Source organism: Arboricoccus pini, assembly GCF_900187945.1.
In the GTDB taxonomy this organism is placed as follows: domain Bacteria; phylum Pseudomonadota; class Alphaproteobacteria; order Geminicoccales; family Geminicoccaceae; genus Arboricoccus; species Arboricoccus pini.
Window position 1 is genome coordinate 144813 of the sequence record NZ_FYEH01000002.1, and the last position, 18416, is coordinate 163228.

Sequence of the window (18416 nt, forward strand, 5' to 3'; positions counted from 1 at the left end):
CGAGGCGCGCCCCGACGGCCTTGCTCGCTTCAAGCAAATCGTCGGCATGGCGGCGCAAGGCCAGCCACTTTCCTTCGAGGTCGCGCGGGAGGCCTTCGATCTGATGATGGCCGGCGAGGCGACGCCAGCGCAGATTGCCGGTCTGCTCATGGCCATGCGCGTGCGCGGCGAATCGGTTGACGAAATGACGGCTGGGGCCATGGCCATGCGCGAGCGCATGCTCCGGCTGAAGGCGCCCGCCGATGCGATCGACGTCGTCGGCACGGGTGGCGATGCCGCCGGGACGTTCAATATCTCGACGGCATCGGCCTTCGTCATTGCCGGGGCCGGCGTGACGGTCGCCAAACATGGCAACCGCAATCTTTCCTCCCGCAGCGGTTCGGCCGACGTCCTGATCGCCTTGGGCGTCAATATCGACTGCCCCTTTCCCCAGATCGAACGGGCCATAGCCGAGGCGGGGCTCGGCTTCATGATGGCGCCGCGGCATCATGGCGCCATGCGGCATGTGGCTGGACCGCGCTCGGAACTCGGTACGCGCACCATTTTCAACCTCCTGGGCCCATTGACCAATCCGGCGGGCGTGCGCCGCCAACTGGTCGGCGTATTCGCGCCCGAATGGGTCGAGCCGGTAGCCCGGGCCCTGGCCAAGCTCGGCAGCGAGCGCGCCTGGGTCGTCCACGGGCTTGACGGTCTGGACGAGTTGACGACGACGGGATCGAGTCTGGTCACGTCTTGGGACGGACAGCGGTTCGAGACATTCGAGGTGACGCCGGAGGATGCAGGCCTGATGCGGGCCAGGCCAGAGGATCTGAAAGGCGGTGACCCGACCTTCAATGCAAAGGCCATCCGGGCCATGCTGGCGGGTGAGCCCGGGCCGTTGCGGGATGCGGCGGTCATGGGCGCAGCCGGTGCCCTCGTGGTAGCTGGCCGGGCGACCTCCCTACGCGAAGGAGCCGAGCTCGCGGCCCAATCGATCGCGAGCGGGCGGGCCCGTCACGCATTGAATGTCCTTGTCGAGATCTCTCGAGCGGAATCAGCAAATTGAGCGACGTTCTTAATGAGATAGTTGAGCGCAAACGGCAGCATGTTGAAGCCCGCAAGGCGGCTGTGCCGCTTACAATGGTGAGCGAGCAGGCGAAGACTGCTTCGGCGCCGCGCGGCTTTGCCTCAGCCCTTAGGGCAAGCGATCGGTGCGGCCGGCTCGCCTTGATCGCGGAAATCAAGAAGGCCTCGCCCTCAAAAGGCCTGATACGGCCCGACTTCGATCCGCCTGCCCTTGCCAGGGCCTATGCGGCGGGGGGCGCCTCCTGCCTTTCGATCCTGACCGACGAGCCCTATTTTCAAGGAAGCGACGCGTATTTGGTGGCGGCGCGCACGGCCGTGAATTTGCCCGTCCTTCGCAAGGACTTCATGATCGATCCTTATCAGGTGGTCGAGGCACGCGCGCTGGGTGCGGACTGCATTCTTTTGATCATGGCGGCTCTGAGCGACCAGACGGCCGTCGAACTAGTGTCTCTGGCTCGGACCCACGGCATGGATGTCCTGGTCGAGGTTCATGACGCCGTCGAACTGGAGCGCGCGCTTCGTCTGGACGCGCCAATGATCGGCATAAATAACCGTAATCTCAAGACCTTGCAGGTCGATCTTGCAGTAACCGAAGCGCTAGCCCCGCTGGTACCACCCGATCGCTTGCTGGTGGCTGAGAGCGGCCTCTATGCCCACACCGATCTGATCCGGATGCAGGCCGTGGGAGCCAAGGCCTTCCTCATCGGCGAGTCGCTCATGCGCCAGAACGACGTCACTGCCGCCACCCGCGCCATTCTAGGCATCGAGGCGGCGGCATGATCCGCCCGCCAGGCTCCCCGGCCCTTCGCGCGCCCTCGTTCGATCGTGCCATCGAATCGCGGCAGGCAGACCATGAGTCCGACACGGGCCTAGCGGCCGCCGACGGCTTCACCCATTTGGATGATGTCGGCAATGCCACCATGGTCGACGTCTCGGCCAAAGCCGTCACCGCGAGGACGGCCACCGCGCGGGGTCTTGTGCGAATGGCTCCCGAGACGGTCGCGCGGATCGCCGCGCGCGGCTTTGCCAAGGGCGACGTTCTCAGTATCGCCCAACTGGCCGGCATCATGGGCGCCAAGCGCACGGCTGACCTCATCCCTCTTTGCCATCCGCTCGGGCTCGAGAAAGTCGAGTTGCGGCTGGAACTGATCGAGGAGCCACCCTCTGTCGCCATCGAGGCGACCTGCCAGGTCACAGCGAAGACGGGGGTCGAGATGGAAGCGCTCACCGCCGTGACGGTGGCAGCACTGACGATCTACGACATGTGCAAGGCGGTCGATCGCAGCATGATCCTTACCGATGTCCGATTGACGCGAAAGACAGGCGGTCGTTCCGGTACGTTTGAGGCCGCCTGAGATGTTGGCCGTAACCGAGGCACGCCAACGCATCGTCAGCAGGTTGACCACCGTTTCCGGCGAGTGGGTGCCGCTCGATCTGGGACTGGACCGTGTGCTGGCCGGCGATCTCGTGGCCAGGCGGACACAACCTCCGGGAGCTGTCTCGGCCATGGACGGCTATGCTGTTCGCGCCGCCGAAATCGTACCGGGGCAGTGGCTGAACATCGCTGGCGAGAACCGAGCCGGTCACCAGGCGGTGGAAGCGCTGCCGTCAAACGCGGTTGCCCGCATTTTCACTGGCGCCTTGCTGCCCGAGGATGCCGATGCGGTCATGCTCCAGGAGAATGCCGATCGGGACGGCGACCGGGTGCGTTTCAGTGAGGCCGCGCGAACAGCACAGTTCGTACGGCCTCGTGGGCTCGATTTTACAGAAGGCTGGAAGGGACTGCTCGCTGGAACCCTCCTGGGGCCCCGCCAGCTCGGCCTTGCCGCGGCAATGGGACACGCGATCCTTCCGGTGCGACGCCGACCGCGAATAGCGATCCTAGCGACCGGCGACGAGGTCAAGCGTCCGGGCGAATTTTTGCGGCAAGGCGATGTATTGAGCTCGAACGCCACGACGCTCGCGGCGCTGTTGCGTCGCTGGGGGGCGGAACCGGTCGATCTTGGCGTCGCGGCCGACGATGAGCAGGATCTCGATCGGGCCGTTGCCCAGGCGGAACGCTGCGACATGCTGGTAACGTCCGGGGGCGCCTCGGTCGGCGAGCACGATCTGGTCTCGAGCTCGCTGACGCGGCGGGGCCTGGAGCTGGATTTCTGGAAAATCGCCATGCGCCCCGGCAAGCCCATGATGTTTGGCCGCCTTGGCGATTGCTCGGTCCTTGGCCTGCCCGGCAACCCCGTCTCGGCCACCGTCTGTGCCACCTTGTTCCTGCGCGCCGCGGTCCGGCGCCTCCTTGGACAGGATACCGCCCTTCCGGAGACCAAGGCCATCGCCGCAACGCCCCTTCCCGCCAACGATCAGCGCGAAGATTATCTGCGTGCCCGTTTCGTTGGCATCGATCCCGCGACCGGGCTGCCCCTTGTCCAAGTGGCCGAGCGGCAGGATAGCTCGATGTTCGCCGTCCTCTCCCAGGCGGACTGCCTTATCATCCGGCCTGCCTTCGCCGAGCCTGCCCCTCAAGGTACGTCGGTGACAATCGTCAACCTGCGGGCGGCAGGCGTCTGAACCCTCGCGGGCCGTTGACAAAAAAGAGAACTAAAGTAGAACGATGGACGTGAGCCTCGTGTAGGATCAAGACGCCGGAGGGAGGTCGGACGTGCTGACTCAGCGTCAGCTCCAGTTGCTTCGCTACATCCAAAAAAGTCAGGCGCAGCACGGAGTGCCGCCTTCTTTTGAAGAAATGCGCTGCGCGCTGAAGCTTCAGTCTAAATCCGGGATTCACCGTCTGATCTCTGGCCTCGAGGAACGCGGCTATATCCGCCGGCTGCCCCATCGCGCCCGCGCATTGGAGATTCTTCGCCTGCCTGAGGATGTGGCCGCCGGACATCGCGAGGCCGAGACGCTCTCGCCGGACCGGTCGCCCGAGCGGGAGCGCCCCGCTCCCGAAACCAAAGGTCGCAGGGGACGACGTGCGTCGACGCGTTCCAATGTGGTCTGGGGCACGTTCGAGGGCATGAAGCGTCGACCTTTGCTGGCGGGCGGTGACGGCCACTCGGCGATACCCATTTATGGTCGTATCGCGGCCGGGACACCGATCGAGGCTTTGGCCGAAGGCGCGGAAACCATCAGTGTTCCGGAAATGATGATCGGCGACGGGCAGCATTACGTGCTCGAGGTCGTCGGCGATTCGATGATCGACGCCGGTATCTTCAACGGTGATTTCGTCGTGATCAAGCAAGGCGAAACAGCTGATTCCGGCGACATCGTCGTCGCCCTGATCGACGACAAGGAAGTCACGTTGAAGCGCTTGCGCAAGAAGGGCGCTTCGATCGCGCTCGAAGCTGCCAACGCACTCTACGAGACCCGGATTTTCAATAGCAGCCAGGTCAAGGTCCAAGGTAAGCTCGTGGGCCTGCTCCGCCGCTATCGGTGATCGACGGCAGGCAGGATAAGGTCCGGAACGTCGGTGATGATGGAAGCCGCTCCGGCTTTTAAAAATGCCGAGGCGCAAGAAGGATCGTTGACCGTGTACAGGAGCACAGGCACGCCCTCTGCCGCGATAGAGGCGACCTCTTCGGGTGCCGTCTTTTCGTGCCACGCATGCAGGCTGGTGCAGCCAAGTTCCTGCATAAGCGATGCCCAGTTCGCGGGAACTTCTTCGACCAGGAGTCCGTAGGCCAAGGCGGGCGCGGTTGCTCGCGCTTCCGTCAGCGCCGTCTTGGAAAAGCTGGAGATCAAGAGATCCGGTCCTATGGCGGGCCAGGAATCCGCCAGGATTTGGGCTACGGCATGTGCCGTTTGCCGCTCGTGGCCAGGAACAGGTTTGATCTCGACATTCGCCGCCAGGTGAAGATCGATCAAAATATCGATGGCTTCCTTGAATGTCGGGACGCGCTCGTTCGCGAACGCGGCACTGAAGTAGCCGCCGGCGTCAAGTTTGGAGAGTTCGGCCAGAGTGATCGCCGCCGTCGAGCCCTGTCCGTTTGTCGTGCGATCGAGCGTATCGTCATGCATCAGTACAGGCACACCATCGGCGGTCAGCATGACGTCGAATTCGACCCAGGTGGCCCCGAGTTCGGCCGCTTTGCGCAGGCCGGCAAGAGTGTTTTCAGGTGCGCGCGCACGTGCGCCGCGGTGGCCGACGACCTTGGCCAGACCAGGCATTGCCGGACGCGATCCGGGTCGCCAGGCTTCCCATCCTTCCTTAGCCATGGGATGCATCTCCTTAAGGGCGCAAGGCCCGCTGCCGCGGTCTCGTTTCAAACGGCACGGATCCTTACGATCACCCCGCGACGCTGGCAATCAAGGGGTCGGCCTTTGATTGCCAGAACAGATAGGGCGCCATGCGAACTGGACAGGGATGGTGACAGAGCTGGTCGAGGGCCAGGAGAGCGCCAGGGAGCAACAGGGAACGTTCCTGACGGGCACGGTCGAGAAGGTCGCATTTCGCAACGCTGAGACCGGCTACACTGTGCTCCGCCTGCGCACGGCCATCATGCCCGATCTGCAGACGCTCGTCGGTCGTCTGCAGCCATTGCGACCAGGCGATCTCGTGCGCGCCACGGGCACATGGAAGGACGACAAGGCCTGGGGGCGCCAATTCGAGGCATCCGAAGCCGATATCGTGGCGTCCGACGTCAATGCCGGAATCGAAGCCTACCTTGCTTCAGGTGTCGTGCCCGGGATCGGCGAGGAACTCGCAAAGCGGGTGGCGCTCCATTTCGGCGAGAAGCTGGCCGATGTCCTGGCAACGCGCCCCGAACGCTTGCAGGAGGTCCAGGGGATCGGCGCCACACTGGCGACGCGCATCGCCGACGCCTGGCAGCGCGAGGACAAGCAGCGCAATCTCATGGTGTTCTTCCATGGCAACGGGCTGGGGCCGGCCAAGGCCCGCGCCATCATCGAAGCCTATGGCGAGGAAGCAATCGCCAAGGTCAGCGACGACCCCTACGCTCTGGCGCGCGACGTGCGCGGCTTCGGATTCAGCTCAGCCGACGATGTGGCCCGCCGCCTTGGCATAGCGCCGGACGCTTCGGTGCGACTTGTGGCGGCTTTGGAAGAGGCCATGCGGCAGGCAGCCGACGCCGGTCACACCGCTGTGCCGAAAGCCATTCTCCTCGCCGACGCCGCCCAGTTGCTCGCGCTGCCCCGGGACGCGATCGAGCCCGCTTTCGAGAGCGCTATCCGGCTGGGTCTGCTCCGGGCGGAGGGCGAGAATGGTCAACAGATCCAGCTTGCAGCGCTGGCGGATGCGGAAGATACAATCGCGCGGCGACTTGGCGCCATCGGCAGCTCGCCCTCCGCCTGGGCAGCCCGACTGGATCCGACTGGCGCGCTCGCCGCTGCCGATCGCTCGCTCGGTGTGGAATTGGCGCCTACCCAGCGGGAAGCCGTCAAAGTCGCCTTGTCGGCCAAGATCACGATCATCACCGGTGGGCCCGGCACCGGTAAGACGACGCTGGTGCGGGCCATTCTGGCCGCGATCGACAGCCTGGCCGCACGTGCTGGCGAATCGACCGTGAGGGTAGCGCTGGCGGCACCAACAGGTCGGGCGGCAAAGCGCCTTACCGAAAGCACGGGCGTTGAAGCCAAGACGCTGCATCGCCTGCTCGAGGCCGATCCCGGACGTGGCTTTCGCCGGCATGCCGGACGGCCGCTCGAGGTGGATCTTCTGGTGTGCGACGAGATGTCGATGGTAGACACCAACCTCATGGCGGCCCTTCTCGACGCCCTGCCGGACGACGCGGCACTGCTGCTCGTCGGCGATGCTGATCAGCTACCCTCCGTCGGCCCGGGCCAGGTCCTGGACGACCTGATCCGATCGGGGCGCGTACCCACGATCCGCCTCACCGAGATTTTCCGCCAGGCCTCCCAGAGCGCCATCGTCACGAATGCCCATGCGATCAACGAGGGGCGCCTGCCCCGTTTCCTTCACCGGGACGACGAGCTAGGCGATTTCTACGGCATTCGAGCCGATACGCCGGAGGCAGTGCGGGAGCGTCTGGTCGAGCTGGTGGCGAAACGAATTCCCCAGCGCTTTGGCCTCGATCCCTGGACTGATGTGCAGGTGCTCTCGCCTATGAATCGGGGGCCGCTCGGAACACAGGCCCTCAATGCAGTGCTCCGCCAGTGCCTCAATCCCGAGCCGATCGCCACCGTCGAGCGTGGTGACATCGTCTTTGCGGTCGGCGACAAGGTGATGCAGATCGAGAATGATTATGACCGGGAAGTATATAATGGCGATCTCGGCCGGGTAACGGCGATCGATCGACAGGCTCGCACGCTGCGGGCGATCATCGATAGCCGCGAGCTCCTCTACACCTTCTCTGACCTCTCGGCCCTGGCCCCGGCCTATGCCGTGACCATTCACAAGGCGCAGGGTTCGGAATATCCAGCAGTCGTCCTGGCCCTCGGGCGCCAGCACGGGCGGATGCTGCGCCGGCGGCTGCTCTATACCGCGATTACGCGAGCACGCCGGCTAGTCGTCATCGTCGGCGATTATCAAGCGCTCGAACGAGCCGTCCACGACGTCGGCGAGAATGGTCGGCGGACGTTGTTGATCGACAAATTCAAGCAGAAGGACCCAGTATGACCGAAGACGATCTGAACCGGCGGATGCAGGTGGCTATCCAGGCCATTCGCGATGGCGGCCGCGTGGCCCTCGATTATTTTCATCGCCGGGGCGAATTGAAGGTCGAGGCCAAGGGCGTCCAGGACCTCGTCAGCCAGGCGGATCGTGAGGTCGAGACGCTGATCCGCGAGCGCATCGCCCAATCCTTTCCCGACGACATGGTGCTGGGCGAAGAGCATGGCGGCCAGCTGGCCCCCAGCCTTTGGATCACCGACCCCATCGACGGTACCGCCAATTTCCTGCGTGGCCTGCCCTATTGGTCGATGGTCCTGGCTTTCATCGTCGACGAGCAAACCGAGCTCGCTTTGACCTATGATCCCGTCCACGACGAGCTTTTCACGGCCAGACGCGGCCATGGCGCCTTTCGGAACGACAAGCCCATCAAGGTCTCGGCTAGAACCGAGACCGCCACGGCCTGTATCGGCCTCAGCTACACATTCAAGACGCCAGCCGAGCGCTACGAGACGCTCGTGAGCAACATTCTCGATCTCAAGCTCGACCACCGCCGCATGGGGTCGAGCGCCCTTTCTCTTTGTCACGTCGCCGATGGCAGACTGGACGCGCACGCCGTCCTGACCTGCTCGTCCTGGGACGTGATCGCCGGCCTTGCCATCGTCAAGGAAGCCGGCGGTCGCGCCACCGACTACACGGATGGCGCGACCCTGCTTGAAACGCGCGCCGTGGCCGCAGCGACGCCCGGCATCGCCGATGCCATCGCCGCCGCCAGCGGGATCAAGCTTTAGCCGCCTGGCCGAATCCCTCGGCGAACTGGCGCACCCGGTTGACCATGGCATAGAGCCCGTTCGAACGACCGGGCGTGATCAGGCGACCCAGGCCGATCGCCTCGAACACGTCCGGCGGGTTCGCCAGGATCTCCGCCGGCAACCGCTTGTCGTAGAGCCGCAGCACCAGAGCCACGAGCCCTTTGGAGATGATGGCATCGCTGTCGGCACGAAGGGCCAGGCGACCGCTCGCCGGATCAAGCTCGGCCGTCATCCAGACCTGGCTCTGGCAGCCGCGAACGAGGTTCGCCGCGATCTTCTGCTCATCGGGCATGGGCTTTAGTTCCTTCCCAAGCTCGATGATGAACTCGTATTTGTCACGCGTATCCTCAAGGAGGGCGAAATCGTCCTCGATGCGCTTTTGTTCGCCCGCAATCGAATCCGCCTGATCCATGCTCCCCTCCTGCTCCTCAGCCATGCCGGACACCCAGTCGCAAATGGCGGATCACATCCATGCGCGGACTGGGGGGCTCCGCCAGCAATTGATGATGTGCCAGGCGGAACACCCGGTCCTTGCCCAGCAGGTAGGCGTCGTAGCCGCCGGCAAAAAGGCCGCTGACGTCGTCGTCCAGCGCATTCAGACCGCCCGTGTAGCTGCCAAAGGCAGGAAGCACGAGTCTGGACCCGTCGCTGAGAAAACAAGGTCGCCGCAAGCGCAGGCGCGTCCCTTGCGCCAGGGCCTTGGGATGAAGATGCCCGGCGATCTCGAATCCGCTTTCCATCGTCGTCGGGCCCGGCTTTGGCACGTGCCGGCAGACGAGATCGCCATCGACGAAGACGGCCAACGCCTCGCCGGCCAGCCCTTCGGGCGGCAGGGGGTCATGATTGCCGCTGATCCAGATCCACCGACCCTTGCCACAGAGCGACTGCAATAATCGTCGCTCCATCGCCGGCAGGCTCAGATGCCCCTTGGCGTCATGAAAGGCATCACCCAGGCTGACGACCACCGAGGGCCGAAGCCGCGTGATCAGCGCCTCCAGCCGATGCAGCGTGGCCGCCGTGTCGTAGGGCGGCAGCAGAAGACCGCGACGAGCAAAGGCGCTTCCGGTCTCCAGATGCAGGTCTGCCACGACCAACAGGCCGCTGGCCTCGCAAAAGGCGGCCCCCGATGGATCGAGGATCAACGACCGGGTGCCCAGCTCTATCCGTACCGCCGTCATGAACGCCTCGAACGCGAGCGGCCGGCCCCGCCGACGCGATGCGGGCGCTCGCCCCGTTCCTTGACGATGGGCTCCAGTCCGCTTTGCGCCTCGACGTGACGAGCCGCCGCCGCCTCGCCCATCGCCTCCTCGACCAGCTCCGTCACGATCTCATCCAGATCTTCGTCCACGCCATCGCCCTGCACCGACTCCTTGCCGATGCTGGCGATGATCGAGATGGCAAAGGGTGAAATCCGTTTGCATCGCACATGCCTGATGCGGCCTTGCACCTCGGTCAGGAGGTCAGACAGCCGCCGAATATCGGTGAGCCCGGCAGCAGCCTCGACGCGCGCAGCCTGCAGCAAGATGTGATCCGGTTCGTAGCGGCGAAGGACATCATAGATCAGATCGGCATTGAAGTTCACCTGCCGACCCGTCTTCTCCTGGCCTGGATGACGCCGCTCGATCAGACCGGCGACCACCGCGCAATTTCTGAAAGTCCGCTTGATCAAGGAACTCTCGGCCATCCATTCCTCAAGATCGTCACCCAGCAGATCGACGGCAAAGAGCGGCGCAATGTCTAAAATCGGGTTGAGACCCCAGACGGCGATACAATAATCCGAGCCGACGAACCCACGCGGCCGCAGCCCCAGCCGCTCCATCCGCCGCGTGATCAACATGCCAAGCGTCTGATGCGCGTTGCGGCCGGCATAGCAATAAGCGACGAGGAAATGCCTGCCATGGCGCTCGAAGGTCTCCACCAGCAATTCCTCACCGCCCGCGATCGCCGAATGCTCCTCCTGCGCCTCGATCCATTCCCGAACCACCGCCGGGAAACGCGGCCTGTGCTCAAGATCGTTTAGCATCGCCCGCACGCGATGGGCGAGCTCGGTCGTCAAAGGCAGCTTGCCGCCGGCATAAGCGGGGATCTTCGGCTCGGCCGCGCCCTTGGCCAAAGAGACGATGACCTCGTTCTCGCGAATAGCTTCAAAGCGCAGGATGCGGCCGGCAAAGAGGAACGTATCGCCCTGGGTCAGCAAGAGGACGAAATGCTCCTCGACCTCGCCAAGCCGGCGCCCGCGCGGCCCTAGGCGCACCCGCATCAGCGGCGCCTCGACGATCGTGCCGATATTCATCCGATATTGCCGCACCAGCCGGCGATCGACCAAGCCCCACCGGCCCTCCTTGTCCTGCGCCAGGCGATGATAGCGCTCATAGACCTGGAGCGCGTACCCGCCGGTCGCGGCGAAATCGAGGACGCGGTCGAATACCGCGCGCGTCAGCCCCTGATAGGGGCCGGCCATTGTTACCTCGGCGAACAGGGCATCGGCGTCGAACGGGCCTGCACAGGCCGTACCGACGATATGTTGAGCCAACACGTCCAACGCGGCGATCGCCATCTGGCCACCATCGAGCTCGTGTTCGGCTACGGCCTCACGGGCGGCGATACACTCCAGGATCTCGAACCGGTTGGCGGGGATCAGGACCGCGCGGCTGGGCTCATCCAGGCGATGATTGGCGCGACCTATGCGCTGCACGAGACGTGCGGCTCCCTTGGGTGCGCCGACCTGGAGGACCAGATCGACGGCACCCCAGTCGATGCCGAGATCGAGCGAACTCGTGCAGATGACGGCACGCAGCCTGCCAGCGGCCATCGCCGCCTCGACGCGCCGCCGCTGCTCCACAGCAAGGCTGCCGTGATGGAGCGCGATCGGCAAATTCTCCTCGTTCAGCCGCCAGACAGCTCCAAAGCAAAGCTCTGCCTGCGCCCTTGTATTGACGAAGACGAGGCAGATGCGGGCCGCTCGGATATGCGCCAGGATATCCTTGGCAGCGAAGGTGGCCATGTGACCGGCCCAGGGCACGTGGCCGTCGGGGACATGGATCTCGATCTCCGGCGGCGCTCCCGCCTCGCCCTCCACGAGCGCCACGCTCGCGGGTACCGGCGAGAGGAACCGCCGCAGCGTCGACGGGCTGGCGACGGTCGCCGACAGGCCGACGAACCTTGCCGCCGGCGCCAACCGCCGCAGCCGTGCCAGACCCAGCGAAAGAAGGCTGCCGCGCTTATTGTCGGCAATGGCGTGCAGCTCATCGAGCACCACCGCCTTGAGGCCACCGAAAAAATCGCTGGCATCCTCGTAGGAGAGAAGCAGCGCCAGGCTCTCAGGAGTCGTCAAAAGAATATCCGGCGGACTCCGGCGCAGCCTAGCCCGGCGATTGGCTGGCGTGTCGCCTGTGCGAATGCCGGTCGTGACGTCCAGCCCCATCTCGCCGATGGGCTGCTCGAGATTGCGGCCGACATCGGTGGTCAGTGCCTTGAGTGGCGAAACATAGAGCGTGTGCACCCGCCGCTTGACGCGGGGCGGCATGGCGGCAAGCTCGATCAGGCTGGGCAGGAAGCCGGCCAGCGTCTTGCCGCCGCCCGTGGGCGCCACCAGCATGGCGTCCCGCCCGGCCTCCGCCAGCTCGATCATACGCGCCTGATGCGCACGCAGACGCCAGCCCCGGCTTGCAAGCCAGCGATCGAAAGGGTCAGGAAGGACCATTGGCGTCGACGGATCGTCCATAGGCGCCCTGATGTAGCGGCCGGCGATGCGACGTCGAGTCCTATTCGCCCTCACCTGAACGCTTCGGGTCCAAGGTAAGCATGCGGGCGAGATCAAGCGCCGCCTCAAGGATCGAAGGCGGTCACAGCCTGGTAGGTGAAGCGGTGCCGCGGCCTGACTTGCGGCGGTGCGGGATGCGCCGCCCGCAATGGCTCCGGCCCGGACTCGGGAGGCGGACGCTTCGGCGAGCGCTGGAGCCAGTCCCGCCGAAGCGCAACCCAGGCCCCGCGAAGGATATCGCCCAGCTCGTCCTCGGGCGGCAATGGGAGGAGGATATCGGCCTCCTCGATGAGGGCAGCGCCACGGCGGTGGCGACCCTTGGACGCCGCCATCAAGGCGGCCGCTTCGGCCAGGCGCACCAGCCTCGCAACCAGGCGTGTCTCGCTACGTTCGCCGTTGCCTTCGTGGCGCAGCAGGAGCACGGGATCAGTCGGCAAGGCTGCCGGCGCCGGCTTCAGCACGCGCGGCGAATGAACCAGACGGCGCGGCACCAGCGAGCCCATCCCTCGCTCCATCGCGGCCAGGAAGGGATCGAGAAGGCAGGCCACGGGATCGCGCAGGGCAAGCAGCTTGGCCATGCCATAGATGATCGCCAAGGGGTCGAGACGGCGGACGGCGCTGACAAAAAGGATGAGCACGATCCGTCGCAGCCGATGCTCGCGCAGCGCGTCTCCCGCGCGGGCCAGGGCGCGATAGTGATCGAGCAACGCCTTGAAGGCGAGGTCGCTCAAAAGGTCCGTGATCGTCCCGACCGATACCCCTTCGAGTTCGGCCACATGCTCGACCGCGACGCCGCCCGCCAATCTCTTGGCGACGCGGCGGCGATTGGCGCCATGCGCGTAGGGGCGGCAGCGGCGCGCTGCATGCGTGGAGGTGGTGGGCGCGACATTCACGCCGCCCACTATAAGGATTTGTGTCCTATATGACAATGATCTTTTCGGCCCGATTGCGCGGCACCCGACAGGAGCCAGCGGATCAGGACGAAGGCCCGGAAAGGCCTACTTCAATGCGAGGGGTTATCCAGCACCTCGAGCCTGGTCTCAGCCACCTTGACGGCCGTCTCGAGACGCTGCCGCTCGGTTTCACCCGCGTCCTTGGTGTCAGCCAGATCATCGCGCGCGTCGGCAAGCGCACGCTCGGCGCTCGCCCGATCGATCTCTTCAAGGGGCTCTGCAGCCTCGGCCAGGACGATGCATCCCCGCTCGTTCACCTCGGCGAATCCTCCGGCCACGAAGATGCGCTTCTTGGGCGTGGTTCCCTCGAAGGTCGTGATGATGCCGGGATTGAGCAGGGCCACCAGGGGCGCGTGCTCGGGCAGCACGCCGAACTCGCCCTCGGCGCCCGGCAGCGTCACCATGTCGACTTCCTCGCTGGCCAGCACCCGCTCGGGCGAGACCAGCTCGAGGATCACCTTGTTCTCGGCCATGCGGCAAGCATCCTGATAGAAAGGGAGGATCCAGGGGCGGCCCTGGATCCGACAATCAGCCTGCGGCCAGCTTCTTGGCCTTCTCGATGGCTTCCTCGATCGTGCCGACCATGTAGAAGGCGGCTTCCGGCATGTGGTCGTAGTCGCCGTTCACGATGCCCTTAAAGCCCCTGATCGTGTCCTCGACGGGCACGAGCTTGCCGGGGCTGCCGGTGAAGACCTCGGCCACGTGGAAGGGCTGCGAGAGGAAGCGCTGGATCTTGCGCGCCCGGGCGACGGTGAGCTTGTCCTCTTCCGAGAGCTCCTCCATGCCCAGGATGGCGATGATGTCCTGGAGCGCCTTGTAGCGCTGCAGCGTCTCCTGAACCGAACGCGCGACGCGGTAATGCTCCTCGCCGACGACGTCGGGCTCGAGGATGCGCGACGTCGAATCGAGCGGATCGACGGCCGGGTAGATACCAAGCTCCGCGATCTGGCGCGAAAGCACCGTGGTAGCGTCCAGATGGGCAAAGGTCGTGGCCGGCGCCGGGTCGGTCAGATCGTCCGCCGGCACATAGACCGCCTGCACCGAGGTGATCGAGCCCTTCTTGGTCGACGTGATTCGCTCCTGCATGGCCCCCATGTCGGTGCCCAGCGTCGGCTGGTAGCCCACGGCGGAGGGGATACGGCCGAGCAGCGCCGAGACCTCGGAGCCCGCCTGAGTGAAGCGGAAGATGTTGTCGACGAAGAAGAGCACGTCCTGCCCTTCGGTATCGCGGAAATGCTCGGCCACGGTGAGGCCAGTCAGGGCGACACGAGCGCGGGCGCCCGGCGGCTCGTTCATCTGTCCATAGACCAGCGCCACCTTGGACTTGCTCTGGTCCTCAAGGTCGATGACGCCAGATTCCATCATCTCGTGATAGAGATCGTTACCCTCGCGGGTCCGCTCGCCGACGCCGGCGAAGACCGAGACGCCGCCATGCGCCTTGGCGATGTTGTTGATGAGTTCCATGATGAGCACGGTCTTGCCCACGCCGGCACCGCCAAAGAGGCCGATCTTGCCGCCCTTGGGATAGGGCGTGAGCAGATCGACGACCTTGATGCCCGTGACCAGAACTTCGGAGTCGGTAGCCTGGTCGACGAAGGCCGGTGCCGGAGCATGGATAGGAGCGGTAACCGTCGCGTTGACGGGGCCGCGCTCGTCGACCGGCTCACCGATGACGTTCAGGATCCGGCCCAGCGTCTCCTTGCCAACCGGCACGGAGATCGGCGCGCCCGTGTCGATCACTTCCTGGCCGCGCGTCATCCCGTCAGTACCGTCCATGGCGATCGTTCGGACGGTGTTCTCGCCCAGATGCTGCGCTACCTCGAGAACGAGCCTGCTCCCGTTATTGTCGGTGTAGAGCGCATTCAAGATCGAGGGCAGCTTGCCGGCGAACTGCACGTCGACGACGGCACCCGTCACCTGGGTGACCTTGCCGCGCGCCACATTGGTGGCGTTCGTGTTGCCGGGCCTCTCGGAGAGCTGGGTCGCCATCGTTACCTCAAGGTCTAAAAAAGCTTCAGTTCGCCAAAGAGCAGGTTTCGCCTGCCCTGTCTTCAAAGCAGCCCCAGGCTGCGCATTCTAAACGGCGGTCATGGCCGGATGATCCGGCCCACGCCTACCCGACGATCAAACGGCCTCGGCACCGGAGATGATCTCGATCAGCTCCTTGGTGATCTGGGCCTGACGCTGGCGATTATAACGCAAGGACAGACTATTTATCATGTCGCCCGCGTTGCGCGTCGCATTGTCCATGGCCACCATGCGCGCGCCTTGCTCGCTTGCGGCATTCTCAAGGAGCGCGCGGAAGATCTGCACGCCGATATTGCGCGGCAGCAGCTCGTTCAAAATCGCTTCCTCGCCGGGTTCGAACTCGTAGATCGCCTGTGGCTCGGCGGCCTCGGACTGCTCCTCGACGACGGGCAGTTCGACCGGGATCAGGGCCTTGAAGGTCAGGACCTGGGTGACGGCCGACTTGAACTGATTGAAGACCAAGGTCGCCACGTCGAAGGCGCCCTGCTCGAAGAGATCGAGAATCTTGTCGGCGATCAGCTTGGAATCGGCGAACTCCAGCCGGCGCTTGCCGACCACGCCATCGACATGCTCGACCATGAGGTCGCCATAATCGCGCCTGAGAAGGTCGCGCGCCTTACGGCCGATCGTCAAAAGTTTGACTTCCTTGCCCTGGCTACGCAGCTCCGCGATCCTTCGCCTGGTGCCGCGAATGATCGAGCTGTTGAAGGCGCCGCAAAGCCCGCGATCGCCAGTGGCGACGACAAGAAGATGGACGTCGTCCTTGCCGGTGCCGACCAGGAGCGGCGAGAGGCCGGGCTGGCCCGCCATCGCGCCGCCGACATTGGCCAGGAGCGCGGTCATCTTCTCGGCAAACGGCCTTGCCGCCTCCGCCTGCTCCTGCGCCCGTTTCAGCTTGGAAGCCGCCACGAGCTTCATGGCACTCGTGATCTTGCGGGTCTGCTTGACGCTGTTGATGCGGACGCGGAGGTCCTTGAGGCTGGCCATGCGCTAGCGCCTCAGGCGAAGTTCTTGACGAAGGCTTCGAGGACGCCCTTCAGCTTTTCCTCGTTCTCCTTCGAGAGCTGGCCCGTGGTCCGGATCGCCTCGATCAGCTCGCCCTGGCTTGATCGCACCTGTTCCAGCAACTGGTGCTCGAACTTGCCCACATCGGCCACCTTGATGCCATCTAGATACCCATTGACGCCGGCATAGATGACGACGACCTGCTCCTCGTTGGTCAAGGGCTGGTATTGCGGCTGCTTCAGAAGCTCGGTCATGCGCGCGCCCCGGTTGAGCAGACGCTGCGTCGACGCATCGAGGTCCGAGCTGAACTGGGCGAAGGCCGCCATCTCGCGATACTGCGCCAAGTCCAGCTTGATCTTGCCGGCCACCTGCTTCATCGCCTTGGTCTGGGCCGCCGAGCCCACGCGGCTGACCGAGAGGCCGACATTCACCGCCGGGCGGATGCCCTGGTAGAAGAGCGTCGTCTCCAGGAAGATCTGGCCATCGGTGATCGAGATCACGTTGGTCGGGATATAGGCCGAAACGTCGTTGGCCTGCGTCTCGACGATCGGCAGCGCCGTCAGCGAGCCCGCCCCGCGCTCGTCGCTGAGCTTGGCGGCACGCTCGAGCAGGCGCGAATGGAGGTAGAAAACGTCGCCCGGGAACGCCTCACGGCCCGGCGGGCGGCGCAGCAGGAGCGACATCTGGCGATAGGCTGTCGCCTGCTTGGAGAGATCGTCATAGACGATGACGGCATGCATGCCGTTGTCGCGGAAATACTCGCCCATGGCGCAGCCGGCATAAGGCGCCAGGAACTGCAGGGGCGCGGCCTCGGAGGCCGTCGCCGCCACCACGATTGTATAGTCGAGCGCGCCCCGGTCCTGCAGCGACTTCACGATCTTGGCCACGGTGGAGCGCTTCTGGCCCACCGCCACATAGATGCAGAAGAGCTTTTTGGTGTCGTCGTCGCCGGCTGCGGCATTGACACCCTTCTGGTTCAAGAAGGCGTCGATGGCGATGGCGGACTTGCCCGTCTGGCGGTCGCCGATGATGAGCTCGCGCTGTCCGCGGCCGATCGGAATCAGCGCGTCCACGGCCTTGAGGCCGGTCAGCATCGGCTCGTGCACCGACTTGCGCGGAATGATGCCCGGCGCCTTAACGTCGACGACGCGTCGCTCGGCTGCCTCGATGGGGCCCTTACCATCGATCGGATTGCCCAAGGCGTCGACGACGCGGCCCAGCATGCCCTTGCCGACCGGCACATCGACGATCGACTTGGTCCGCTTGACGGTACCGCCCTCACCGATCCCCGTGTCGTCGCCGAAGATCACGACGCCGACATTGTCGAGCTCGAGATTCAAGGCCATGCCACGCGTGCCGTCCTCGAACTCGACCATCTCGCCCGCCTGGACCTCGTCCAGGCCATAGACGCGGGCGATGCCATCGCCGACGGAAAGGACGCGTCCGACCTCGGCGACCTCGGCCCCGGTGTCGAAATGCTCGATCTGGCTTTTAAGGATGGCCGATATTTCTGCAGCGCGGATATCCATCAGCCCACTCCTCTCATCGACAGCTCGAGGCCTTTAAGTTTGCTTTTCAACGACGCATCAATCATTCGCGAACCCATGGTGACGACGAGCCCGCCAAGAAGACTGGGATCGACCGCCACGTCTAGATCGACCGTCTTGCCGGCATAAGCGGCAAGACTAGACTTCAGGGCCGCCAGATCCTTCGCGGGCAGCGGACTGGCCGTTACGACCCGTGCTTGCACCTGGCCGCGCTGCTCGGCCAGGCGCGTCACGAAGGCCTGAGCGATTGAATCCAGCGAGTGCAGGCGGCGATGCGACGCCAGCACGCCCAGGAAGTTGCGGGTAAGGGCGGAAAAGGAAGCGGCCTCCGACAATGCCGCCATCGCCTTTTCCTCGTCGCCGCGCGAAAGCGACGGATTGACCGTAAGTCGCTGCAGATCCTGGCTCCCAGCGAACATACGCCGCAGGCCCTCCAGATCGCTGGCCACCGCATCCAGTTCGCCATGCTGCTCGGCAAGCTCGAAGATTGCCGTCGCGTAGCGTGTCGCCAAGCCCGATGCGGCGGCTGAGTTGGCAGGCACTTGCTGCTGTTCCCCGTTTTCTTGTGACCTCGTCCGGCCCATGGTGGCGCCCTTTTCATCAAAGCTGCCACACGAGCAAAAGCGGTGCGCAGATAACACACGGGTCATGTGCCCGCAA

17 protein-coding genes are annotated in these 18416 nt (G+C 64.7%); 7 read left to right on the forward strand and 10 right to left on the reverse strand.

Features of this window, described 5'->3' with window-relative positions; all coding sequences use genetic code 11:
* The first annotated feature begins 46 nt into the window (after positions 1-46).
* The 5 genes from trpD (at position 47) to lexA (ending at position 4498) form a co-directional block, all read left to right on the forward strand.
* A complete protein-coding gene (trpD, locus tag CFB17_RS03455; RefSeq protein WP_088560234.1) occupies positions 47-1045 on the forward strand; it encodes an anthranilate phosphoribosyltransferase in 999 nt (332 codons plus the stop codon).
* Complete coding sequence (gene trpC / locus CFB17_RS03460; RefSeq protein WP_088560007.1) at positions 1042-1845, forward strand: indole-3-glycerol phosphate synthase TrpC; 804 nt, start codon at positions 1042-1044, stop codon at positions 1843-1845. Before trpD ends, trpC begins: the two co-directional genes overlap by 4 nt.
* Positions 1842-2420 carry a cyclic pyranopterin monophosphate synthase MoaC gene (gene moaC / locus CFB17_RS03465; protein WP_088560008.1) on the forward strand — a complete coding sequence of 193 codons (579 nt, stop codon included), beginning with the start codon at positions 1842-1844 and terminating at the stop codon, positions 2418-2420. Before trpC ends, moaC begins: the two co-directional genes overlap by 4 nt.
* Position 2421: 1 nt before the next feature.
* Positions 2422-3630 (forward strand): molybdopterin molybdotransferase MoeA, encoded by a 1209-nt coding sequence (locus CFB17_RS03470; RefSeq protein WP_088560009.1) that lies wholly within the window; start codon positions 2422-2424, stop codon positions 3628-3630.
* A gap of 91 nt (positions 3631-3721) precedes the next feature.
* Complete coding sequence (lexA, locus tag CFB17_RS03475; protein WP_088560010.1) at positions 3722-4498, forward strand: transcriptional repressor LexA; 777 nt, start codon at positions 3722-3724, stop codon at positions 4496-4498.
* Here the strand turns inward: lexA and ugpQ are convergent.
* Positions 4489-5277, reverse strand: coding sequence for a glycerophosphodiester phosphodiesterase (ugpQ, locus tag CFB17_RS03480; protein ID WP_243389709.1), 789 nt, complete (start codon positions 5275-5277; stop codon positions 4489-4491). The two genes, lexA and ugpQ, sit on opposite strands and share 10 nt — an antisense overlap.
* A 151-nt stretch (positions 5278-5428) precedes the next feature.
* On the opposite strand from ugpQ, the gene recD2 reads away from it, so the two are divergent.
* Both recD2 and CFB17_RS03490 read left to right on the forward strand, forming a co-directional pair.
* Positions 5429-7657, forward strand: a complete 2229-nt coding sequence (gene recD2, locus CFB17_RS03485) for an SF1B family DNA helicase RecD2 (RefSeq protein WP_243389710.1) — start codon at positions 5429-5431, stop codon at positions 7655-7657.
* On the forward strand, positions 7654-8439 hold the full coding sequence (locus tag CFB17_RS03490; protein ID WP_088560013.1) for an inositol monophosphatase family protein: 786 nt from the start codon (positions 7654-7656) through the stop codon (positions 8437-8439). The genes recD2 and CFB17_RS03490 overlap by 4 nt, the downstream gene beginning before the upstream one ends.
* Here the strand turns inward: CFB17_RS03490 and CFB17_RS03495 are convergent.
* The 9 genes from CFB17_RS03495 to CFB17_RS03535 form a co-directional block, all read right to left on the reverse strand.
* The gene (locus CFB17_RS03495; RefSeq protein ID WP_207761921.1) at positions 8429-8896 is read right to left on the reverse strand and encodes a SufE family protein; all 468 of its coding nucleotides are present in this window, start codon (positions 8894-8896) and stop codon (positions 8429-8431) included. The two genes, CFB17_RS03490 and CFB17_RS03495, sit on opposite strands and share 11 nt — an antisense overlap.
* On the reverse strand, positions 8889-9638 hold the full coding sequence (pdeM, locus tag CFB17_RS03500; RefSeq protein ID WP_088560014.1) for a ligase-associated DNA damage response endonuclease PdeM: 750 nt from the start codon (positions 9636-9638) through the stop codon (positions 8889-8891). The genes CFB17_RS03495 and pdeM overlap by 8 nt, the downstream gene beginning before the upstream one ends.
* Entirely contained in the window at positions 9635-12163 is a 2529-nt protein-coding gene (locus tag CFB17_RS03505; protein ID WP_243389711.1) for a ligase-associated DNA damage response DEXH box helicase, read from the reverse strand. The genes pdeM and CFB17_RS03505 overlap by 4 nt, the downstream gene beginning before the upstream one ends.
* Positions 12164-12288: 125 nt before the next feature.
* Positions 12289-13116, reverse strand: coding sequence for a hypothetical protein (locus CFB17_RS03510; RefSeq protein ID WP_165769403.1), 828 nt, complete (start codon positions 13114-13116; stop codon positions 12289-12291).
* A 110-nt stretch (positions 13117-13226) separates the two neighbouring features.
* Positions 13227-13649 (reverse strand): ATP synthase F1 subunit epsilon, encoded by a 423-nt coding sequence (atpC, locus tag CFB17_RS03515; RefSeq protein ID WP_088560017.1) that lies wholly within the window; start codon positions 13647-13649, stop codon positions 13227-13229.
* Positions 13650-13704: 55 nt separating this feature from the next.
* Complete coding sequence (gene atpD, locus CFB17_RS03520; protein ID WP_088560018.1) at positions 13705-15165, reverse strand: F0F1 ATP synthase subunit beta; 1461 nt, start codon at positions 15163-15165, stop codon at positions 13705-13707.
* Between the two features lie 135 nt (positions 15166-15300).
* Entirely contained in the window at positions 15301-16191 is an 891-nt protein-coding gene (locus tag CFB17_RS03525) for a F0F1 ATP synthase subunit gamma (protein ID WP_088560019.1), read from the reverse strand.
* An 11-nt stretch (positions 16192-16202) separates the two neighbouring features.
* Positions 16203-17738 carry a F0F1 ATP synthase subunit alpha gene (gene atpA, locus CFB17_RS03530; protein ID WP_088560020.1) on the reverse strand — a complete coding sequence of 512 codons (1536 nt, stop codon included), beginning with the start codon at positions 17736-17738 and terminating at the stop codon, positions 16203-16205.
* Positions 17738-18298, reverse strand: coding sequence for a F0F1 ATP synthase subunit delta (locus tag CFB17_RS03535; protein WP_243389712.1), 561 nt, complete (start codon positions 18296-18298; stop codon positions 17738-17740). The genes atpA and CFB17_RS03535 overlap by 1 nt, the downstream gene beginning before the upstream one ends.
* Positions 18299-18416: the final 118 nt, after the last annotated feature.

Bases quoted from the DNA above. Each gene is read 5' to 3' on its own strand.
- pdeM (WP_088560014.1), bottom strand. From the start codon at position 9,638: ATGACGGCGGTACGGATAGAGCTGGGCACCCGGTCGTTGATCCTCGAT.
- atpA (WP_088560020.1), bottom strand. From the start codon at position 17,738: ATGGATATCCGCGCTGCAGAAATATCGGCCATCCTTAAAAGCCAGATC.
- CFB17_RS03495 (WP_207761921.1), bottom strand. From the start codon at position 8,896: ATGGCTGAGGAGCAGGAGGGGAGCATGGATCAGGCGGATTCGATTGCG.
- CFB17_RS03470 (WP_088560009.1), top strand. From the start codon at position 2,422: ATGTTGGCCGTAACCGAGGCACGCCAACGCATCGTCAGCAGGTTGACC.
- atpD (WP_088560018.1), bottom strand. From the start codon at position 15,165: ATGGCGACCCAGCTCTCCGAGAGGCCCGGCAACACGAACGCCACCAAT.
- CFB17_RS03490 (WP_088560013.1), top strand. From the start codon at position 7,654: ATGACCGAAGACGATCTGAACCGGCGGATGCAGGTGGCTATCCAGGCC.
- CFB17_RS03505 (WP_243389711.1), bottom strand. From the start codon at position 12,163: ATGGTCCTTCCTGACCCTTTCGATCGCTGGCTTGCAAGCCGGGGCTGG.
- atpC (WP_088560017.1), bottom strand. From the start codon at position 13,649: ATGGCCGAGAACAAGGTGATCCTCGAGCTGGTCTCGCCCGAGCGGGTG.
- ugpQ (WP_243389709.1), bottom strand. From the start codon at position 5,277: ATGGCTAAGGAAGGATGGGAAGCCTGGCGACCCGGATCGCGTCCGGCA.
- trpD (WP_088560234.1), top strand. From the start codon at position 47: ATGGCGGCGCAAGGCCAGCCACTTTCCTTCGAGGTCGCGCGGGAGGCC.
- moaC (WP_088560008.1), top strand. From the start codon at position 1,842: ATGATCCGCCCGCCAGGCTCCCCGGCCCTTCGCGCGCCCTCGTTCGAT.
- CFB17_RS03525 (WP_088560019.1), bottom strand. From the start codon at position 16,191: ATGGCCAGCCTCAAGGACCTCCGCGTCCGCATCAACAGCGTCAAGCAG.